The sequence below is a fragment of the Alishewanella sp. HL-SH06 genome (assembly GCF_052656265.1).
Window position 1 is genome coordinate 2,403,746 of record NZ_CP199752.1, and the last position, 19,573, is coordinate 2,423,318.

Annotated in this window: 19 protein-coding genes and 1 pseudogene; 1 reads left to right on the top strand and 19 read right to left on the bottom strand. The window is 47.6% G+C overall.

Annotated features, from left to right (window positions below; all coding sequences use genetic code 11):
* Positions 1-52 precede the first annotated feature (52 nt).
* The 19 genes and pseudogenes from prpF to yceD all read right to left on the bottom strand — a co-directional run bounded on the left by prpF (position 53) and on the right by yceD (position 18,848).
* Entirely contained in the window at positions 53-1,240 is a 1,188-nt protein-coding gene (gene prpF / locus ACUJFK_RS11050) for a 2-methylaconitate cis-trans isomerase PrpF (protein WP_445424885.1), read from the bottom strand.
* A pseudogene (gene acnD / locus ACUJFK_RS11055) lies at positions 1,240-3,826 on the bottom strand (Fe/S-dependent 2-methylisocitrate dehydratase AcnD). The gene prpF and the pseudogene acnD overlap by 1 nt, the downstream one beginning before the upstream one ends.
* Before the next feature lie 187 nt (positions 3,827-4,013).
* Positions 4,014-5,141, bottom strand: coding sequence for a bifunctional 2-methylcitrate synthase/citrate synthase (prpC, locus tag ACUJFK_RS11060; protein ID WP_445424886.1), 1,128 nt, complete (start codon positions 5,139-5,141; stop codon positions 4,014-4,016).
* Between the two features lie 40 nt (positions 5,142-5,181).
* Positions 5,182-6,063: a methylisocitrate lyase gene (prpB, locus tag ACUJFK_RS11065; RefSeq protein ID WP_226749970.1), complete on the bottom strand. Its 882-nt coding sequence runs from the start codon at positions 6,061-6,063 to the stop codon at positions 5,182-5,184.
* Position 6,064: 1 nt separating this feature from the next.
* On the bottom strand, positions 6,065-6,751 hold the full coding sequence (locus ACUJFK_RS11070; protein ID WP_445426777.1) for a GntR family transcriptional regulator: 687 nt from the start codon (positions 6,749-6,751) through the stop codon (positions 6,065-6,067).
* A 510-nt stretch (positions 6,752-7,261) separates the two neighbouring features.
* Positions 7,262-8,053: a TatD family hydrolase gene (locus ACUJFK_RS11075; RefSeq protein ID WP_445424887.1), complete on the bottom strand. Its 792-nt coding sequence runs from the start codon at positions 8,051-8,053 to the stop codon at positions 7,262-7,264.
* A 40-nt stretch (positions 8,054-8,093) separates the two neighbouring features.
* A complete protein-coding gene (locus tag ACUJFK_RS11080; RefSeq protein WP_226749972.1) occupies positions 8,094-8,420 on the bottom strand; it encodes a PilZ domain-containing protein in 327 nt (108 codons plus the stop codon).
* Between the two features lie 257 nt (positions 8,421-8,677).
* A complete protein-coding gene (gene holB / locus ACUJFK_RS11085) occupies positions 8,678-9,601 on the bottom strand; it encodes a DNA polymerase III subunit delta' (RefSeq protein ID WP_445424888.1) in 924 nt (307 codons plus the stop codon).
* Entirely contained in the window at positions 9,598-10,224 is a 627-nt protein-coding gene (gene tmk, locus ACUJFK_RS11090; RefSeq protein WP_445424889.1) for a dTMP kinase, read from the bottom strand. The genes holB and tmk overlap by 4 nt, the downstream gene beginning before the upstream one ends.
* Before the next feature lies 1 nt (position 10,225).
* A complete protein-coding gene (mltG, locus tag ACUJFK_RS11095) occupies positions 10,226-11,263 on the bottom strand; it encodes an endolytic transglycosylase MltG (RefSeq protein ID WP_445424890.1) in 1,038 nt (345 codons plus the stop codon).
* Entirely contained in the window at positions 11,257-12,057 is an 801-nt protein-coding gene (pabC, locus tag ACUJFK_RS11100) for an aminodeoxychorismate lyase (protein ID WP_445424891.1), read from the bottom strand. The genes mltG and pabC overlap by 7 nt, the downstream gene beginning before the upstream one ends.
* A gap of 662 nt (positions 12,058-12,719) precedes the next feature.
* Positions 12,720-13,958: a beta-ketoacyl-ACP synthase II gene (gene fabF / locus ACUJFK_RS11105; protein ID WP_445424892.1), complete on the bottom strand. Its 1,239-nt coding sequence runs from the start codon at positions 13,956-13,958 to the stop codon at positions 12,720-12,722.
* Between the two features lie 81 nt (positions 13,959-14,039).
* Entirely contained in the window at positions 14,040-14,276 is a 237-nt protein-coding gene (acpP, locus tag ACUJFK_RS11110; RefSeq protein WP_027670184.1) for an acyl carrier protein, read from the bottom strand.
* A 127-nt stretch (positions 14,277-14,403) separates the two neighbouring features.
* A complete protein-coding gene (fabG, locus tag ACUJFK_RS11115; RefSeq protein WP_226749978.1) occupies positions 14,404-15,150 on the bottom strand; it encodes a 3-oxoacyl-ACP reductase FabG in 747 nt (248 codons plus the stop codon).
* 10 nt (positions 15,151-15,160) lie between these two features.
* Entirely contained in the window at positions 15,161-16,096 is a 936-nt protein-coding gene (gene fabD / locus ACUJFK_RS11120) for an ACP S-malonyltransferase (protein WP_445424893.1), read from the bottom strand.
* A gap of 15 nt (positions 16,097-16,111) precedes the next feature.
* Entirely contained in the window at positions 16,112-17,071 is a 960-nt protein-coding gene (locus tag ACUJFK_RS11125; RefSeq protein ID WP_226749980.1) for a beta-ketoacyl-ACP synthase III, read from the bottom strand.
* 6 nt (positions 17,072-17,077) lie between these two features.
* Entirely contained in the window at positions 17,078-18,076 is a 999-nt protein-coding gene (plsX, locus tag ACUJFK_RS11130; protein WP_229588036.1) for a phosphate acyltransferase PlsX, read from the bottom strand.
* Positions 18,077-18,141: 65 nt separating this feature from the next.
* Positions 18,142-18,306, bottom strand: a complete 165-nt coding sequence (gene rpmF / locus ACUJFK_RS11135; RefSeq protein WP_226749982.1) for a 50S ribosomal protein L32 — start codon at positions 18,304-18,306, stop codon at positions 18,142-18,144.
* Positions 18,240-18,848 (bottom strand): 23S rRNA accumulation protein YceD, encoded by a 609-nt coding sequence (yceD, locus tag ACUJFK_RS11140; RefSeq protein WP_445424894.1) that lies wholly within the window; start codon positions 18,846-18,848, stop codon positions 18,240-18,242. Before yceD ends, rpmF begins: the two co-directional genes overlap by 67 nt.
* A 117-nt stretch (positions 18,849-18,965) precedes the next feature.
* Between yceD and ACUJFK_RS11145 the strand changes: the two genes are divergently transcribed.
* Positions 18,966-19,568 carry a Maf family protein gene (locus ACUJFK_RS11145; protein ID WP_445424895.1) on the top strand — a complete coding sequence of 201 codons (603 nt, stop codon included), beginning with the start codon at positions 18,966-18,968 and terminating at the stop codon, positions 19,566-19,568.
* Positions 19,569-19,573: the final 5 nt, after the last annotated feature.

Sequence of the window (19,573 nt, forward strand, 5' to 3'; positions counted from 1 at the left end):
AAAAAAACAGAGCGCCTAAAGCGCCCTGTTTTGTTTGTATCCATTGCCGCTACTAAAAGCAATCGCCTGGCACTCTGACCCAACCTTCCATTAAAACGCGCGCACTGCGGCTCATAATGGCTTTGGTTACTGTCCACTCGCCCTCTACTTGCTCTGCGGCAGCCCCAACGCGTAGCGTACCTGACGGGTGACCAAAACGCACTGCATCTCGATCACCGCCACCGGCAGCTAAGTTTACTAAGGTGCCTGGTATAGCCGCTGCTGTGCCAATGGCAACTGCGGCGGTGCCCATCATGGCATGGTGTAACTTGCCCATCGACAGCGCTCGCACCAGTAAATCAATATCACTGCTGTCTACCTGCTTACCACTGGATGAAACATAGCTCTGCGGTGGTGCTACAAACGCCACTTTGGGCGTATGTGCTCTGGCGGCGGCTTCACTGACATCGCTAATTAAGCCCATTTTTATCGCGCCATAGGCACGAATGGTTTCAAAGCGCGCCAGTGCAGCAGGATCACCGTTAATCGCATCTTGCAGTTCCGTGCCGTTGTAACCAATATCCGCAGCATTAACAAAGATGGTTGGAATACCGGCGTTAATTAATGTGGCTTTAAATTGGCCAACACCCGGCACCGCTAACTCATCCACCAGGTTACCGGTTGGAAACATGGCACCGCCACCTTCGCCTGCATCAGCAGCGGGGTCTAAAAACTCAATTTGCACTTCCGCCGCCGGAAAAGTTACGCCGTCTAATTCAAAATCGCCGGTTTCTTGCACTTCACCGCCTGTTATCGGCACATGCGCAATAATGGTTTTTTTGATATTGGCTTGCCAAATGCGCACGGTACAAATGCCATTCGCTGGAATGCGCTCTGCGTCCACTAAGCCATTGCTAATCGCAAAAGAGCCGACCGCCGCAGTAAGGTTACCGCAGTTACCACTCCAATCAATAAAGGGCTTATCAATGGCAACTTGGCCAAACAAGTAATCCACATCGTGATCGGTTTGACTGCTTTTACTTAAAATCACCGTTTTACTGGTGCTTGACGTCGCGCCGCCCATACCATCGGTATGCTTACCGTACGGATCGGGGCTGCCAATCACTCTAAGCAACAGATTATCCCTTGCCTTACCCGGCACTTGCGCAGCAGCGGGTAAGTCGTCCAGTTTAAAGAACACGCCTTTCGACGTGCCTCCTCTCATGTAAGTCGCCGGGATCTTAATTTGTGGTGCAGCCATTACACTGCTCCTTGCAAGAAATCCTGCGCAAAGCGCTGTAATACACCGCCGGCTTCATAAATAGACACTTCTTCAGCCGTATCTAAGCGGCAGGTTACCGGCACGTTAACTGTTTCACCATTGGCGCGGTGGATCACTAAGGTCAGTGTCGCACGTGGCGTCCATGCACCCACCACATCATAGGTTTCGGTGCCATCTAACTGCAGCGTTTTACGAGTGGTGCCCGCAGCAAACTCTAGCGGTAACACCCCCATACCAATTAAGTTAGTGCGGTGAATACGTTCAAAGCCTTCAGCCGCAATGGCTTCTACCCCGGCTAAACGCACACCTTTGGCCGCCCAGTCACGCGAAGAACCTTGGCCGTAATCGGCGCCCGCCACAATAATCAGCGGTTGTTTACGCTGCATATAGGTTTCAATGGCTTCCCACATGCGGGTCACTTTACCCTCTGGCTCTAAGCGCGTTAACGAGCCTTGTTTTACTTTGCCATCTACCACTGCCATTTCATTAATCAGCTTCGGATTTGCAAAGGTGGCACGTTGTGCGGTTAAGTGATCGCCGCGGTGCGTGGCATAAGAGTTAAAGTCTTCTTCCGGTAAGCCCATTTTATGCAGGTATTCACCTGCGGCACTGTCCAGCATAATGGCATTAGAAGGCGATAAGTGATCGGTGGTAATATTATCACCCAGCACGGCTAACGGCCGCATGCCGGTTAGGCTACGCTCACCCGCCAACGCGCCTTCCCAATAAGGCGGGCGGCGAATATAAGTACTTTGTGGCCGCCAGTCATACAGTGGGCTAATTTGCTCACCGTAATCTACGCTAACTTCAAACATGGGCTCGTACACTTTACGAAATTGCTCAGGTTTTACGCTGGCTTTTACTACCGCATCAATTTCTTCATCGCTTGGCCAAATATCTTTTAAGGTAATGGCCTTGCCGTCATGGTAGCCCAGTACATCTTTTTCAATATCAAAACGAATTGAACCGGCAATCGCATACGCCACGACTAAGGCTGGCGAGGCTAAAAAAGGCTTGTTTGGCATACGGATGAATACGACCGTCAAAGTTGCGGTTACCCGACAATACCGCCGTAGCGTATAGATCACGCTCAATCACTTCTTGCTGAATAACCGGATCCAATGCGCCACTCATGCCATTACAGGTGGTACACGCAAAACCAACAATGCCAAAACCCAGTTGCTCAAGCTCGGGCAGTAAGCCCCCCTCTTCTAAATACAGTTTTACCGCTTTTGAGCCGGGTGCCAATGACGATTTCACCCAAGGCTTGCGCGTTAAGCCCATTTTATTGGCATTACGCGCTAACAAACCGGCAGCAATGACGTTGCGTGGGTTTGAGGTGTTGGTACAGCTGGTAATAGCCGCAATAATCACTGCACCATCGGGCATTTTGCCCTCTTCTTGCACATAGCTTGCGGCAATGCCGCGCGCCGCTAGATCGCTGGTGGCTAAGCGTGCATGCGGGTTAGATGGCCCGGCCATAGTGCGGCCTACGCTAGATAAGTCAAATTTTAATACCCGCTCATATTCCGCTGTTTTTAGGCTTTCAGCCCACAACCCGGCGGTTTTGGCATAGGTTTCAACCAATTTAACTTGCTCTGGCTCACGGCCGGTCAGCGTTAAATAGTCTAGGGTTTGCTGATCAATAGCAAACATGGCCGCCGTTGCGCCATATTCTGGCGTCATATTTGAAATGGTGGCCCGATCACCTAAACTCAGGCTGTCAGCGCCTTCGCCGTAAAACTCTAAGTAGCTTGATACCACTTTTGATTTACGTAAAAACTCGGTCAGTGCCAGTACAATGTCGGTGGCCATAATGCCTGGCTGGGCTCTTCCGGTTAGCTCTACCCCAATAATATCGGGTAAACGCATCCAGCTAGCACGGCCTAACATCACGCTTTCCGCTTCTAAGCCACCCACACCAATCGCAATAACCCCTAACGCATCCACATGTGGCGTGTGGCTGTCGGTTCCCACCAGCGTATCCGGAAAGGCCACCCCATCTTTAGCATGGATAACCGGCGACATCCGCTCCAAGTTTATTTGGTGCATAATGCCGTTACCTGGCGGGATCACATCCACGTTTTTAAAGGCTTTTTTGGTCCAGTTAATAAAGTGAAAGCGATCGTCGTTACGGCGATCTTCAATGGCGCGGTTTTTCTCAAACGCATCCGCTTCAAAACCGGCATGTTCTACCGCTAACGAGTGGTCAACAATCAATTGCGTGGGTACCACTGGGTTAACTTTGGCCGGATCACCGCCCTTTTCAGCGATGGCATCCCGCAAGCCGGCTAAGTCGACTAAAGCGGTTTGGCCTAAGATGTCATGGCACACGACGCGTGCCGGAAACCAAGGAAAGTCGAGATCGCGTTTACGGTAAATAAATTGCTTTAAGGCTTCGGTTAGCAGCACTGGATCGCAGCGACGTACTAAGTTCTCGGCATGTACCCGAGAGGTGTAAGGCAGTTTGGCATAGGCGCCCGGCTCAATGGCATTGACAGCCGCTTCGGTGTCGAAGTAATCAAGCTGGGTACCCGGTAATTTTTTGCGGTATTGGCTATTCATGGTCGGCCTCTATCTGCTTAACAGTGGAAATTGATAACGAGTTACATCAAAACGAGAACCGGATGATGCTAAACCAAGTCTCGAAGGCATGGATGCCTGAGTGAAGCCTACAGGGAGGTATTCACGGCGCCTTGGTGTGCATCATCCGGTTCGATGTCATGGCTTAATGCCCTGTCGTTAACGCGAATTATCTTTCAGCAATCGGCGTTACCGTGCGCGGCTCAACACCTACGTAATCCGCACTTGGCCGGATGATACGGTTATCAGCACGCTGCTCCATCACATGCGCGGCCCAACCGGTTAAGCGGCTGCACACAAAAATGGGGGTAAACAGCTTGGTTGGAATACCCATGTAGTTGTAAGCCGAGGCATGAAAAAAGTCGGCGTTACAAAACAGTTTTTTCTCACGCCACATGACCGCTTCACAACGCACCGACACATCATACAAACGGGTATCGCCATTTGCATTGGCCAGTTTTTCTGACCATGCTTTGATCACGGCATTGCGTGGATCCGACTCTGAGTAAACGGCATGACCAAAGCCCATGATCTTTTCTTTGCGTTCCAACATGCCTAATAGCTTGCTTTCAGCATCATCGGCATCAATCATGCCTTCAATCAGTTCCATTGCCGCTTCATTAGCGCCACCGTGTAATGGGCCACGTAATGAACCAATAGCGCCGGTAATACAAGAGTGCATGTCGCTAAGCGTCGATGCACAGACGCGAGCGGTAAAGGTTGAAGCATTAAACTCATGCTCGGCATAGAGGATCAACGACGCTTCCATCACTTCGGTATGTAAGGCAGTCGGTTTTTCACCATGCAAGGTCCATAAGAATTGCTCGGCAATAGAGTCAGCCGCGGTCTCTACTTCAACCCGCTTGCCATGGTGACTGAAGTTATACCAGTAGTTTACTAAACCTGGGAAAATAGCCAACATACGATCAGACGCATCTTGTTGCTCAGCAAAGCTTTGCTCAGTCTCCAAATTACCTAGCATAGAACAACCCGTACGCATGACATCCATGGGATGAGCTGTCGCAGGAATGCGCTCTAATACATCTTTTAATGCCTGTGGTAAGCGACGCAAACCTTTTAACTTGGTTTTATAAGCGGCTAGCTCAGCGCTCGTCGGTAGCTCGCCTTTTAAAATTAAATACGCGACTTCATCAAAGGTACAGTTAGCGGCTAAATCTTTTACATCGTAACCACGATACGTTAAACCCGAACCGGTTTTGCCCACAGTAGATAAAGCGGTTTTACCTGCTACTTGGCCGCGCAGACCGGCACCGGTCAGTTGTTTGCCTGTTGCCATTATCTTGCTCCTGTATTTATGATTATTTAATTTAAAAATATTATTTTTTGGTACTGAATAAACTGTCCAGCTTTTGCTCAAAGCTGTGATAATTCAAGAAGTCATAGAGCTCAGCACGGGTTTGCATGCTGTCTACTACCGCTTTTTGATCGCCATTGGCTAAAATAGATTCATACACATTTAACGCCGCTTTGTTCATCGCTCTAAAGGCACTTAATGGGTAAAGTACCATTGCTACACCAACGGCAGCTAACTCAGCTTTGTTAAACAACGGTGTTTGACCAAACTCGGTAATATTCGCCAAAACCGGTACTTTTAACGCTTGAGTAAAAGCGGTGTATTGCTCAAGGGTGTGCACCGCTTCAGCAAAAATGGCATCGGCACCGGCCGCTTCACAAGCTAAGGCGCGTTCAATGGCTGCCTCTAAGCCTTGTTGCGCGAGCGCATCGGTGCGCGCCATAATAAAAAAGCTTTCATCGCTGCGCGCATCCACACTAGCTTTTACCCGATCAACCATCTCTTCTAACGACACAATTTCTTTATTAGGGCGATGGCCACAGCGCTTTTGCGCTACCTGATCTTCAATATGAAAACCGGCCGCACCCGCACGGGTCATTTCTTTTACCGTACGCGCAATGTTAAAGGCGCCACCCCAACCGGTGTCAGCATCCACTAATAACGGCACACTGGTCGCAGCTGTAATGCGGCGAATATCTTCACACACATCATTTAACGACGTCATGCCCAAGTCTGGTAAGCCAAACGAGGCATTCGCTACACCCGCCCCTGACAAATACAAGGCTTGATGCCCGGTACGCTCAGCCATCATCGCCGTGTAGGCGTTAATGGTGCCCACGATTTGTAGCGGTTGATTAGCGCTGATGGCAGCGCGAAATTTTTGTCCGGCAGTTAAGGTGGTCATATTAGTTCCCCGTTTGTTCACGTTGTAAAAGTGTAGGTTCAATGTTGCGGCGCGACGCGGCAACATGGCGGCGCATCAGTAAGTCGGCGAGTTCGCCATCACGGTTAGCAATGGCATTAATAATGGCTTTGTGTTCATCAAAAGCGCGTGATACCCGAGGGCCGTTCATACCCAGCTGTACCCGATACATGCGCATTAAATGATAGAGCTCATCGGTTAAAATATTAATCAGGTACGGGTTTTTACTACCCAAAATAATCCGGTAATGAAAATCGAGGTCACCGGCTTCTTGATAATAGCTCTCCCCCTCTCGTACACGCTGAGTAGACAAATGCTGATCCAGTAACGCCTGCATCTCTGCAATTTCCGCATCGGTCATTTGTGTCGCGGCTAAACGACAGGCCAAGCCTTCAAGCTCTTCGCGCAGTTGATATAACGAAATTAAGCCTTCTGTCGACAATTTCACTACCCTAGCCCCGGCGTTAGGAATACGCTCAATTAAATGACAACGCTCTAAACGGGCTAACGCTTCACGCAGCGGTGCACGGCTTAAATCAAAGCGTTTCGCCAGCTCAGGCTCACTGATTTTCGAACCCAGCGCAATATCACCTTCGACAATAGCACGCTGCATTTCTTGCAGTACGCGGTCGGCGGCAGTTACAGGGATATTTTGGCGGCTTGCATTCATCATATTGTCGACATAATAAAACAGTTGTGTAGTTTTAAGCGGTTTTTGCGCTATTGTCAAGCTAACAAAAACAAGATTGTCGACAATCTGTCTGATGTAGGGGCATGTTGAGGGATAGATTAAACATTATTGCCGTGTGCAGTACTCTTTTAAGCCGCTGCACTACAATAGCTGATTATTTTTTAGACTTTTTTAGACTAAAAAAAGTACTTTATAGACAATCAATGTCTTAAGAGTAAATGTAACGATCAGGCTACACAGTGCGGTTTGTTTATAAAGTCTGGGTTTTTGTTGCAGAATTGGAAACTACTTTTGTTTCACAGCACGCGAAGTGGCAGAAAAAATATTAGCGGTATGGCAGGTAAAATACGGTGTATTAACTACACTCAATTTACATCATGACTTTTCGATAGCGCACGGCTCATTCCCTATGAGCCATTCCCCTAAGCCCAGAACAAGAAAATTAGTTCTGGGCTTCTTTTTTATGCAGCAACGCCTAATTAACTAGTGTTACGCCACTAAACGACGGCGCTGCGCCAAAGGAAATAATCGATAGAAGTTTTCAGTGGTTGCTCTGGCCAATTCAGTAATACTGACCGCTTTAACTTCTGCAATGGCAGCAGCAACATCAGTAACATAAGCCGGTTGATTGGTTTTACCACGATGCGGTACTGGCGCAAGATAAGGCGCGTCGGTTTCAATTAACAGACGGTCAAGAGGAAGTTTTTTGACCACATCTCGTAATTCTGCGGCATTACGAAAGGTCATAATGCCCGAGATCGAAATGTAAAAGCCTAAATCTAATGCCGCTTTTGCCATCTCATAGCTTTCGGTAAAACAATGTAAAACGCCACCGGCGTTTTCAGCCTGATGCGACTTTAATAATGCAATAGTATCAGTGCGCGCATCACGCGTATGAATAATCAAGGGCTTAGTTAATTGGCGAGCCACACTAATATGTTTTACAAAAGCATCTTGCTGCATCGCTTTACTCTCTGGGCTGTAAAAATAATCCAGACCGGTTTCCCCCACCGCCACAACACGCTCAGCGCTGGCGAGTTTCAGTAACTGCAGCTCATCAACGGTGCCCTCTTGATGCAGCGGATGCTCGCCACATGAAATCGAAACGCCCGTAAAAGGTTGCACTAAATCGGCCATCGCTGCAAATTCAGCTAAGGACACACTGACACACAGTAAATGTTCAATTTGCAGTTTTTCAGCGGCGGCAATCACCTGCTCTAGGCTCATACCCAATTTGTCGAGTTCTAACCGATCTAAATGACAATGCGAATCTATAAACAAAACAACCTCGAAAATACTGCTGTTATTAAAGTGAATAACGTTACATGGTGTAAGTGGCTTCTGCACTACCTAACATGCCACCTAATAATTTTTCAATGCGATCACTTAAGCCATGTTTATCATCAATAAAGGCCACACCGACACCCGCCGGATTAGAGCTTTGCGCACCTAAAGGCGATACCCAGGCTACTTTACCCGTCGCTACAATAGGTTCAAGTGTATCGGGCAAGGTTACGCTAAGGGCTAACGATTGGCCCATTTTAAATACTCTAGCCGAGCGGATAAAAAGCCCACCGTTTTTTAAAAACGGCATGTAGCACTTATACAACTCTTTGCCATCATTGAAATTTAATGCAACTTCTTCCATTTTCGCTCCTCTGCTTATTCAGCAGACTATTAGGGCTTGTTGAACTTTTATACGGGTTTTATCGCATCGTCGCCAGTATTCATGAAGCGTTTGGCTGCTAGTAGGGCATTTTACTACTCAGCTATCGCTTGCCAAAAGGCGCGCGGCTAAACACCATGTGCGTTAATTCAGCTTTCGATACCACAGGGTATGCGTTGTTGGCGGCTTGGCGGCATCAAAGCCAAAATAAACACCACAAACGAATAACAACAATTGGCTTAGCGGCGGCGCATGATACTTTTAAATTCAAGCAATACGGCGGTTAACGCCAGCGTTTTATTCTGCCCTAAAATCTGTTGCTCGTCACGACGCCAACGATAATACACTAGTTGCAAGCGTTGCAGTGATTCAGGCGCCACATCTGAATGCTGGCTACACCACTGCGTTAAAAAGTAACCCAAAATTTGCGCACAGTCGGTACGGCCTTCTAAGTTTTTCACTAGCGTACTTAAGCCCGACTCATCCTGCAATAGCCGCGACAGTGCGGCCAGTAACTCTTCAATTTCTGCTGCCGTATTGCCTTGCAACAACGCCAACGCCTGTAACGGCGCACCACCACTAAACGCAAACAAAAAACGCGGCAAACTGCCTTGATACTGCTGACTTAACCAATCAAACAAGTTGGCTTCATTTAAGGTGGGTAAACTCCAGCGCTGACAACGGCTGAGCATGGTGGCTTTTAAACGCTGGGGCTGGCTGGTTTGCAGCACCAGATAACAGCCTTGTGGTGGCTCTTCTAAGGTTTTAAGTAAGGCATTCGCCGCCGCTTCCGTTAGCCGCTGCACTTCGGATAACACAATCACTTTATTACCGTGTTGTTGGGCAGCGCCTTGCGTAAAGTCGATAAGACGGCGAATTTCATCCACACCAATACTGTTATTATCTTGGTTTAAAGTTAATAAATCAGGATGGTTACCCGCCGCTAACAGCAAGCAGCTTTTACATTGGCCGCAAGCCATGTCTGCTTGCCGATTTTTACATAACAGTAATGCCGCTAATGCTTGGCTTAATAGCTGTTTGCCTGTGCCAGGGGCACCGGTTAATAAAATAGCATGAGCTAAATGCTGCTCACTGGCCAATCGAGCCAGTTGCGCTAAGGGCGAAGCCAACCAAGGCATAGCACTTAACGGGACATCACTCATAACATGACCTCAGCCAAGGCATTCTCTAAGGCTGTGGCCACTTGTTCAATCGATTGCGCCGCATCAATAATCACAATACCCGGCTCACTGTGCGCAATGGCTAGGTATTTTGCGCGAGTGCGTTCAAAAAAAGCCAGTTGTTCCTGCTCAATACGATCGAGTTGCCCACGATGCGCAGCCCGGCTTAAACCAATAGCCGGATCAATATCTAAATACAAGGTTAAATCGGGCTGCGTGTTACCCAGCAGCGCTTTGCGTAGGTCGTTAATCAATTGTTCGTTTAACTGCCGACCACCGCCTTGATAAGCTCGTGAAGATAAGTCATGCCGATCGGCTAAAATACACTGGCCAGCGGCTAAAGCCGGTTCAATCACATTACGTAATAATTGTACCCGGGCCGCATACATTAACAACAGCTCGGTCTCGGCGGCAATTTGCTCAGCCGGATCCGCGTGTTTGACTAACGTTCTTAATTGTTCGGCCAGAGGCGTACCACCAGGCTCTCGAGTGCACACCACCAGGTGGCCATGCTTTTCTAACCAGCGTTTAACTGTGGCCATTGCCGTACTTTTGCCGGCGCCTTCAAGCCCTTCGATGACAATAAACTTGCCTTGCTTAGTCATGTTATTTTCCAAGAATATATTTTTTAACCGCAGCATTATGCTGCTCGAGTGATTGTGAAAACACATGCGAGCCGTCACCACGACTGACAAAATAAAAGTAATCGCTTATCTCGGGTTGCGCAGCGGCAATTAACGCGCTTCGGCTGACTAATGAGATCGGACCAGGCGGTAAGCCATGATGGCGATAGGTATTGTAACGATGTGGATCACGTAAATTAGCGCGGGTGATACGGCCACTGTACTCTGTTAAACCGTAAATAACGGTCGGGTCTGTTTGTAAGCGCATATTGCTTTGTATGCGATTGATAAACACAGAGCTGACCAAGGCGCGCTCACTGGCGAGACCGCTTTCCTTTTCAATAATAGAGGCCATAATGAGTAATTCGTAAGGGTTTTGCAGCGGTAAAGTGCTTTGGCGCTGCTGCCAATAACGCTCTAGCTCCGTTTTTAAAGCGTGATGCGCTCGGCGCCAAATGTCGCTGGCTTTACTATTGGCGGTATAAAAATAGGTATCGGGATAAAACAGGCCCTCTAACTCTTGCTCTACCCGGCCGGTTTGCGCCAATGTGCCCCAGGCTTCAGGCCAACTGATCAGTTCAGCGAGTTTATCACTACTATCAATATCTTGAATTAAATACGGCAAATCGACAAAACGCTGCCAACTTTGCCCTAGGGTTTCACCTTCAATTAAAGTAACGCTAAATTGCGCCACCTTGCCACTACGAAACAACGCCAACGCTTCGCTAAGAGAACTTTGGCTAGGGACTCGATAAACACCTTGTTGTAACTGAGCAAGCTTTGGCTGCTGTTTAACATACAATTTTAAAACGTAACAATCTATGACCGTTAATTGCTGCTGTTGTTGCCAATCGCGGCATAAACTACGCACTGATGTGCCCGCTTTAAGCGTATAAAGGCTGTCACTGAAGGTCACTGTTTTTGCTAAGGTTGAGGTGGTTAATTGCTGCCAACCTGAATAAAGCAGCACGATGATTAACACTACCAACAGTGGTAGCCAGGCCAAAACTCGTTTTAACATAGCATCTCTTGCTGTAATTGCTGCACAGGTTCAAGCGGTAACGCTCGACCAGACAATTGTCGCACCGGCGCCACACCTAGCAAGGCGTTACAAATAAACATCGCTTCAACTTGGTCTAGTTCGGCTAAAGACAAGCAGCGTTCTTGAAACTGCGCTTGTTCGTTTAAAATATGTTGACGCATCACACCTGCTACTCCAGCCAAATGCAGTGGCGGTGTATACCAATGGCCCTTCAGTTGATAAAACAGATTGGCGGCCGTTGCTTCGGTAAGCTGTTGTTGTTGATCGGCCACGAGCAAATCATCAAAGTCAGTTTTCGCCAACTCTTGTTTTAACAACACTTGCTCGAGCCGATTAGTATGTTTAAGCCCAGCCAATGCGGGTTGAATAGCTAAGCGTAATTGCGCGACGCCAACACTGATACCCTGCTCTCGCCAGCGGTGATAATCGGGCATCTGAGCATGATACAAATACACCAAGGCTGAACTATGCGGACTTGGTGCATAACCTCGCCCGCCAATGCCTCGCGAGATCAATAATTTAATTACGCCATTACTGTTTTGCTTGGCTGCTTCTGTCAACACTGCTTGTGTTAAGCCGGACCAATCGATGGCGGGCATCGCTAATCGTGTTACCGATAACTGTAAGCGCGCTAGGTGCAGTGGCCACAACTGTGGCTGACCTTGCTTAATCGCAATGGTCGTAAAGACACCATCACCGTATTGCAACGCTCGGCAACCTGCGGCGATCTGCAATTGTTCAGTGTCTTTAATCAGTATAATGTCAGCCGACATAGCACGCCTGCACAGAAAAATATGCGCAAGTATGCCTTAATCTGTCATTAAAACAAAGCGCTCAGCGGGCAAAACAGCGCCGTAGGTTTACCGGCTATTATTTTAAAATGTCGGTTTAATTAAGTGATATCTCGTTCAGTGCATAGAGCAACAAAGATCCCGCAGTTTAATAAGCACAGGGATCTGCCCCTTGAAGCCGGTGGAGAAAATGTCTACCTCAAGGTGTCCTCACCTAAAAATTGAAATTAAATGAAATGAAATTTATTAAGTCAGAGATCATTTGCATACGGCAGCAAGCCCTCCGTACAGCTTTGCCAGAACACGCTGTAGACCCATCCATGGGCGCTCCTGTTTTTCATCCCTGAAAAACACGGTTCTGGACAAAGTATACTGCGCGCAATCTGCCTCAAAATGTTCATGAGAATGCCATCTAAACTTGAAAGCTTGCGGTGATTTTTGCAGACGCATTGGGGTAGCGTTTTCGTAACAGCAGCAGGGATGCTGCGCAGGCTGAAAGGGCACAGGGAGGTGACCCTTGAAGCCGGTGGAGAAAATGTCTACCCCAAGGCGTCCCTACCCCAAACTTTAAAATTTAACCCAAAGTAATGACAGGCATAAAAAAACCGCGCTATAAAGCGCGGTTTTTTAACAAGCACAGCGAGTTAGATCTTCTTGAACAGAATAGAACCGTTAGTACCACCAAAACCGAAAGAGTTACATAACGCATACTCTAATTGGGCTTGACGACTTTCGTGCGGCACATAATCTAAATCACAACCGTCACTTGGGTTGTCCAAGTTGATGGTTGGAGTCACCAACTGATCTTGCAGTGACAACACCGTAATAATCGACTCCACTGAACCGGCGGCACCTAACAAGTGACCGATCATTGATTTCGATGAACTGACCATCACTTTATCAATGTTGCTGGCAAACACAGATTTAATCGCACTGGTTTCGGCCAAATCACCGGCCAGCGTTGAAGTGCCATGTGCATTGATGTATTGCACTTGCTCCGCATTAACAGCCGCATCATTTAAAGCGTTTTGCATCGCCCGAGCGGCACCGGCACCGTTTTCTGGTGGTGAAGTCATGTGATAAGCATCACCGCTCATACCAAAACCGACTAACTCTGCATACATTTTCGCACCGCGAGCTTTAGCGTGTTCGTACTCTTCCAGTACCATCACACCTGCGCCATCACCTAACACAAAACCATCACGGTCTTTATCCCAAGGGCGGCTGGCTTGTTGTGGCGCATCGTTGCGAGTTGACAGCGCACGAGCGGCACCAAAGCCCCCCATACCCAATTCCGTAGACGCTTTTTCAGCGCCCCCGGCCACCATCACATCGGCATCACCATAAACAATCATTCGCGCGGCTTGGCCGATATTGTGTACACCCGTAGTACAGGCAGTAACAATACTGATATTCGGGCCCTGCAAACCAAGCATAATAGACAACTGACCGGCGATCATATTGATAATGGTAGACGGGACAAAGAAAGGCGATAAACGCTTCGGACCGCTGTTCATTAACTTTGTATGATTTTCTTCAATCAAGCCTAAACCACCAATACCTGAGCCGATAGCAGCGCCGATACGGTGAGCGTTTTGCTCGGTAACTTCCAATCCGGAGTCACGAAATGCCTGAATAGCCGCAGCAACACCGTATTGGATAAATAAATCCATTTTTTTAGTGTCTTTTGCTGGAAAATACGGCTCTACGTCAAAGTTTTTGACTAAGCCGGCAAATTTAGTTGTATAAGCGCTGGTATCAAAGTGCTCAATTAGACTAATACCGCTTTTAGCTTGCTGCAGTGCTTGCCAGCTGCTTGCGACATCATTGCCTAATGGCGTCAGCATACCTAAACCTGTTACCACTACACGACGTTTTGCCACCGTGTCCTCCGTTAGTACCTGTTTTTCTGATTCTTAAAACGAAAACGGGTAGCCGCGCTACCCGTTTTGCAAGCCTTTAGCTTATTCAGCGTGGGCTTTGATGTAATCGATGGCTGATTGCACCGTAGTGATTTTTTCAGCTTCTTCGTCTGGAATTTCAGTATCGAATTCTTCTTCTAACGCCATCACTAATTCAACAGTGTCCAGTGAATCAGCGCCTAAGTCATCAACGAATGAGGCTTCGTTTTTAACTTCGTCTTCTTTAACGCCCAGTTGTTCGATAATGATTTTCTTAACGCGATCTTCGATGTTGCTCATCTTTTCTTCCTTTTTCTCATATAAATCGCAACAATTCGTGCAATTTGGTGTGGCGCTAGTTTATTCGTAAGCTTAGGTTGTTGCAAGCAATGCGATAGGCATTTTTTGCTGGTCAAACCTGATTAGCTTACACCATATACATACCGCCGTTAACGTGAACTGTTTCGCCGGTGATATAAGCTGCGTGCGTAGAAGCCAAAAACGCCACTGTTGCTGCTATTTCTTCTGGCTGCCCTAAGCGATTAGCCGGCACTTGCGAGAAAATAGCGGTTTTTTGCTCTTCAGACAACTCTTTCGTCATATCTGTATCAATAAAACCTGGCGCAACCGCGTTTACGGTAATTCCGCGTGATGCAACTTCTTTTGCTAACGACTTAGTAAAGCCTAAAACACCGGCTTTTGCTGCAGCATAATTGGTTTGACCGGCATTACCCATTGAGCCAACAACTGAGCCAATAGTTATGATGCGACCGAAACGTTTTTTCATCATGCTGCGTAACACGGCTTTGCTTAAGCGAAATACCGATGTCAAATTGGTTTGCATAATATCAAACCATTCATCATCTTTCATCCGCATTAGCAGGTTATCGCGAGTAATACCGGCATTATTGACTAAAATGTCGATTTCACCAAATTGATTTTTAATTTGCTCAAGGCAAGCGTCAACCGAAGCGGTATCGGTCACGTTTAGTACTAAACCCGCCCCCTGCTCACCAAGATATTCACCAATGGCAGCCGCGCCTTTTTCAGTGGTTGCCGTGCCCACAACTTTAGCGCCTAAAGCGGCTAATTGCTCTGCAATAGCTCGGCCAATACCACGACTTGCGCCAGTAACTAACGCAACTTTGCCTTCTAAACTGATAAAATTATTCATCTAAATACCCTTATTCTGCTGCTAGCGCGGCGGTAAGCGACGTTGCATCATTAACTGAAGCGGTTTTCAGCTCTTTATTAATGCGTTTAATTAAGCCACTTAATACTTTGCCTGCACCTAATTCCAGTACTTCGGTAACGCCTTGCGCGGCAAAGTACTCAATAGTTTCAGTCCAACGCACTGGGCTGTATAGCTGCCGGATCAGTGCATCTTTGATCTCTGCTTGGATATTCGTTGACATTACATCAACGTTATTGACCACAGGCGTACTAGGCGCAGCAAAGTTAAGTGCCGCTAAATCTAAAGCTAGTTGCTCCGCAGCGGGACGCATTAACGCACAATGTGACGGAACGCTGACCGGTAATGGTAAAGCACGTTTTGCGCCAGCGGCTTTACAGGCTTCACCAGCACGCTCTACTGCCGCTTTATGACCGGCAATCACCACTTGACCTGGAGAGTTGTAATTAACCGGTGAAACCACCTCACCTTGTGCCGCTTCTGCACAGGCTTTGGCAATGGCTGCATCGTCTAAACCAATAATGGCTGACATAGCGCCCACACCGGCAGGCACCGCCTGTTGCATATAGTGACCACGCTTTTCTACCAGCTTAACCGCGTCGGCAAGTGACAACACGCCCGCACAGACTAACGCCGAATACTCACCTAATGAGTGCCCTGCAAAATACGCCGGAGCCGCACCGTTTTGTTGTTGCCATAAACGCCATACCGCAACAGATGCCGCTAATAAGGCCGGCTGTGTACGATGCGTTTCATTTAATTCTGACTCAGGGCCAGTTGAAACCAGCGCCCAAAGGTCATACCCCAAAGCAGCAGAAGCTTCGGCAAAAGTGTCTTGAACCACGGTATGTTGCTGATACAGCTCGTTAAGCATACCCACGCTTTGTGAACCCTGACCGGGAAACACGATGGCAAGTTTAGTAGTCATAGTGATCCTGAAAAATTAATAACGAATTAACGCTGACGCCCAAGCGAAACCACCGCCGAACGCTTCGAGTAATAAGGTTTGGCCTCGTTGAATACGACCATCGCGAATCGCTTCATCCAAAGCAGTGGGCACGGTGGCGGCCGACGTATTGCCATAACGATCAAGGTTAATCACCACTTGATCCATCGACATATCTAACTTACGCGCTACTGCAGCAATAATACGTAAATTGGCTTGATGCGGCACCAGCCAGTCAATATCAGACTTCTGCATATTATTGGCTTCTAACGTCTGCTCAACCACTTGCGACAGCTTGTTAACGGCCACTTTAAACACGTCGTTGCCTTTCATGCTGCCCCATGATTCGTGTACCGATTTTTCATCGCCACGGATCGGATTATTCACGTACAGCAGCTCTGAATATTTACCATCGGCATGAATATGGGTCGATAAAATACCGGGTTGCTCAGAAGCTTCTAGCAATACCGCACCGGCGGCATCACCAAATAAAATCACCATAGAGCGATCTTCAGGGCTGACTAATTGCGATAAACAATCTGAGCCAATCACCAAGACCCGCTTTGCCATACCACTTTTAATATATTGATCGGCAATACTTAAGCCATAACAGAAGCCGGCGCAAGCCGCAGCTATATCAAAGGCGGGAATACCTGGAATATCCAGATCGCGCTGAATTTCACAAGCCGAGCTCGGTAATGAACGCGCCGAGCTGGTGGTGGCGCAAATGATCAGATCAATGGTGTTTTTATCGATGCCGGCAGCTTCAATTGCTTTGAAAGCAGCAGCAGTACCCATACTGGCAACTGATTCATCAGGGCCAATAATGCGGCGTTCTTTAATGCCAGTACGCTCGATAATCCATTCGTCTGTGGTTTCTACCATAGACTCTAGGTCCGCATTGGTGCGAACCAGTGACGGGAAATAACTCCCGGTACCAATAATTCTTGAGTACATGCTACCCTATGCTTTATCAATAAGAACTTGTTCCAACCGATCTTTTATTTTGGCTGGCACTTGGCGTTCAACCTCGCGCACAGCTTGTCGGATGGCACTTAAAAATGCGTCTTTTGTCGCATTGCCATGACTTTTCACTACGATGCCGCGCAATCCTATCAGACTTGCACCATTATAGTGGTCGGGGTTCATTCCCTGATAAAGACTTTTTAGCACAGGTTTAAACAACCAGCTTAATAAAGCGGCTAATGGCCGTTGTTTAATACTCTGTTGCGCCCGCTTAATAATCAGCTTAGCAACGCCTTCACAGGTTTTCAGCGCGACATTACCCACAAAGCCGTCACAAACAATCACATCAGCCTTGCCAGAAAAAATATCATTGCCTTCAATATAGCCGATATAATTCAAACCGTTGCATTCGGTTAATAATTGCGAAGCACGTTTTATTTGATCTGAGCCTTTAATTTCTTCCTCGCCCATGTTCAGCAAGGCCACCCGTGGGGCTTTAATACCAATAACTTGCTCGGCCATCACCGCGCCCATCATGGCAAATTGAAATAACGTATCTGCATCACAGTTTACCGTAGCACCTAAATCCAACATATAAACCGGATTACCTTGGCAACTGGGCAAAGCACTTATTAAAGCTGGTCGCTCAACGCCGTTAAGCATTTTTAACACATAATGTGCGATTGCAATTAAGGCACCGGTATTGCCGGCGGAGACACAGGCGTGGACTTGTTCTTGTTCAACCAGTTCTAAGGCATGACGCATGGCACTTTCACGTTTGCTGCGTAACGCTAACGCCGGCTTGTCGGCCATAAGTACTTGCTCAGTACTGTGCACAAAACGAATACGCGGTTCGTCGACCACACCAGCAAGCTTTAACGCTTGTTCTAGTACTGGCTGATCACCACATAAAACTAATTGAAGATGAGGGAATTCTTGAAGCGCTGCCAGAGCGGCAGGAATAGTAGATTGGGGGCCGAAGTCGCCCCCCATCATATCTAAAGCCAAAGAAGGCTTTAGCTGCTGCACGTGCTTACCGGTTAGGATAAGTGCGTCCAGACTTATTTTACTTTACGGCCTTTGAAGTAACCATCGGCAGTAATGTGGTGACGACGGTGAGTTTCACCAGTAGTTGCATCAACTGACAGCGTAGGGCCAGTTAATGCATCATGTGAACGGCGCATGTCACGACGTGCACGAGATTTTTTGTTTTGCTGAACAGCCATTGTATTTCTCCTAAATCACTTTTTTTCAATTCTTGCAGTATAGCGAATGGGTTGGGCTTTTCTGGCTCTGGCCCGATATCACCGAAGCTAAGTGAGTCAGGATCAACCTGACAATCAACCGCATCATGCATCGGAAACAGTGGCAATGCCAGAATGAGTTCATCCTCAATCAACTGCCGTAAATTAATCTCGCCGTGCTCATCACGCTCGACCACGTCATAGCGCTCAGGAATCAATTCCAAAGCCGCGTTATCATCTCCTTTAACAGGAGTATATGCAAAACTTACGTCTAGTGTGAGTGGTATGGGTTCACCACAACGCTCACATTTAACACTTACCTGGCAATGCGCTGTACCGTTTAACACAGTAAGGTTTTGCTGGTCAATTTCGCATTCAATTCTGACTGTTACGTCGTCTTGGTACGCCATTAACCCTTCTTTAAGACGGATTAAGGTGTTTAGTGGCACTATACCGGAGTAACCGGAACGTTTTTGTGCTGCTTTAACCGGATCGAGCGTAACAGGTATTTTCAATTTTTGCATAAGGCGCGCATCATATAGAAGCAGCCCCTTGCTGTCAAAGGGTTCTGCAGGTTTTTCAACATTTTTGTCAGCAGGCTATTATAGTGTGCACCCTGTTGTTTATAAAAGGACTATTTTGTGACTATTGCCGAACGCCCTTCACTATATTTAGCTTCAACCTCGCCCTACCGTCGCGCGTTGTTAAGTAAATTAACTGAAAATTTTCAATGTATTGCCCCTAACACTATTGAAACACCCCGTGTCGGTGAAAGCGCCGAAGCCTTGGTACAGCGTTTAGCAACCGAAAAAGCACACGCTGTGGCCAGTACGTTAACGAGTGGCTTAGTGATTGGTTCAGATCAAGTGGCGGTATTTGGTAAAGAGATTATTGGCAAACCGCATACGGAAGAAAAAGCCTGCGCGCAATTACGCCAATTTAGCGGCCAAGCGGTGCAATTTCTTACGGGTTTAGCCGTAGTTAATGCCGCAACAGGTGAAACACAAACCACACTTGATAGTTTTAAGGTGCATTTTCGCACATTGACTGAGGCAGAGATCCGCTGTTACGTGGCACGAGAACAGCCTTTGGATTGCGCTGGAAGCTTTAAAAGCGAAGGCTTAGGCATTTGTTTATTCAGTAAATTAACAGGCGATGATCCTAACAGCTTAATCGGCTTACCACTGATTAAGCTGTTGCAACTGCTGCGCCAAGCTGGCCGAGATCTGTTACTTGAGCCTTAACAGCG

Bases quoted from the DNA above. Each gene is read 5' to 3' on its own strand.
- plsX (WP_229588036.1), bottom strand. From the start codon at position 18,076: ATGATGGGGGGCGACTTCGGCCCCCAATCTACTATTCCTGCCGCTCTG.
- mltG (WP_445424890.1), bottom strand. From the start codon at position 11,263: ATGTTAAAACGAGTTTTGGCCTGGCTACCACTGTTGGTAGTGTTAATC.
- prpB (WP_226749970.1), bottom strand. From the start codon at position 6,063: ATGACCACCTTAACTGCCGGACAAAAATTTCGCGCTGCCATCAGCGCT.
- fabG (WP_226749978.1), bottom strand. From the start codon at position 15,150: ATGAATAATTTTATCAGTTTAGAAGGCAAAGTTGCGTTAGTTACTGGC.
- rpmF (WP_226749982.1), bottom strand. From the start codon at position 18,306: ATGGCTGTTCAGCAAAACAAAAAATCTCGTGCACGTCGTGACATGCGC.
- prpF (WP_445424885.1), bottom strand. From the start codon at position 1,240: ATGGCTGCACCACAAATTAAGATCCCGGCGACTTACATGAGAGGAGGC.
- yceD (WP_445424894.1), bottom strand. From the start codon at position 18,848: ATGCAAAAATTGAAAATACCTGTTACGCTCGATCCGGTTAAAGCAGCA.
- ACUJFK_RS11070 (WP_445426777.1), bottom strand. From the start codon at position 6,751: ATGAATGCAAGCCGCCAAAATATCCCTGTAACTGCCGCCGACCGCGTA.
- tmk (WP_445424889.1), bottom strand. From the start codon at position 10,224: ATGACTAAGCAAGGCAAGTTTATTGTCATCGAAGGGCTTGAAGGCGCC.
- fabD (WP_445424893.1), bottom strand. From the start codon at position 16,096: ATGACTACTAAACTTGCCATCGTGTTTCCCGGTCAGGGTTCACAAAGC.
- acpP (WP_027670184.1), bottom strand. From the start codon at position 14,276: ATGAGCAACATCGAAGATCGCGTTAAGAAAATCATTATCGAACAACTG.
- ACUJFK_RS11125 (WP_226749980.1), bottom strand. From the start codon at position 17,071: ATGTACTCAAGAATTATTGGTACCGGGAGTTATTTCCCGTCACTGGTT.
- pabC (WP_445424891.1), bottom strand. From the start codon at position 12,057: ATGTCGGCTGACATTATACTGATTAAAGACACTGAACAATTGCAGATC.
- prpC (WP_445424886.1), bottom strand. From the start codon at position 5,141: ATGGCAACAGGCAAACAACTGACCGGTGCCGGTCTGCGCGGCCAAGTA.
- holB (WP_445424888.1), bottom strand. From the start codon at position 9,601: ATGAGTGATGTCCCGTTAAGTGCTATGCCTTGGTTGGCTTCGCCCTTA.
- ACUJFK_RS11080 (WP_226749972.1), bottom strand. From the start codon at position 8,420: ATGGAAGAAGTTGCATTAAATTTCAATGATGGCAAAGAGTTGTATAAG.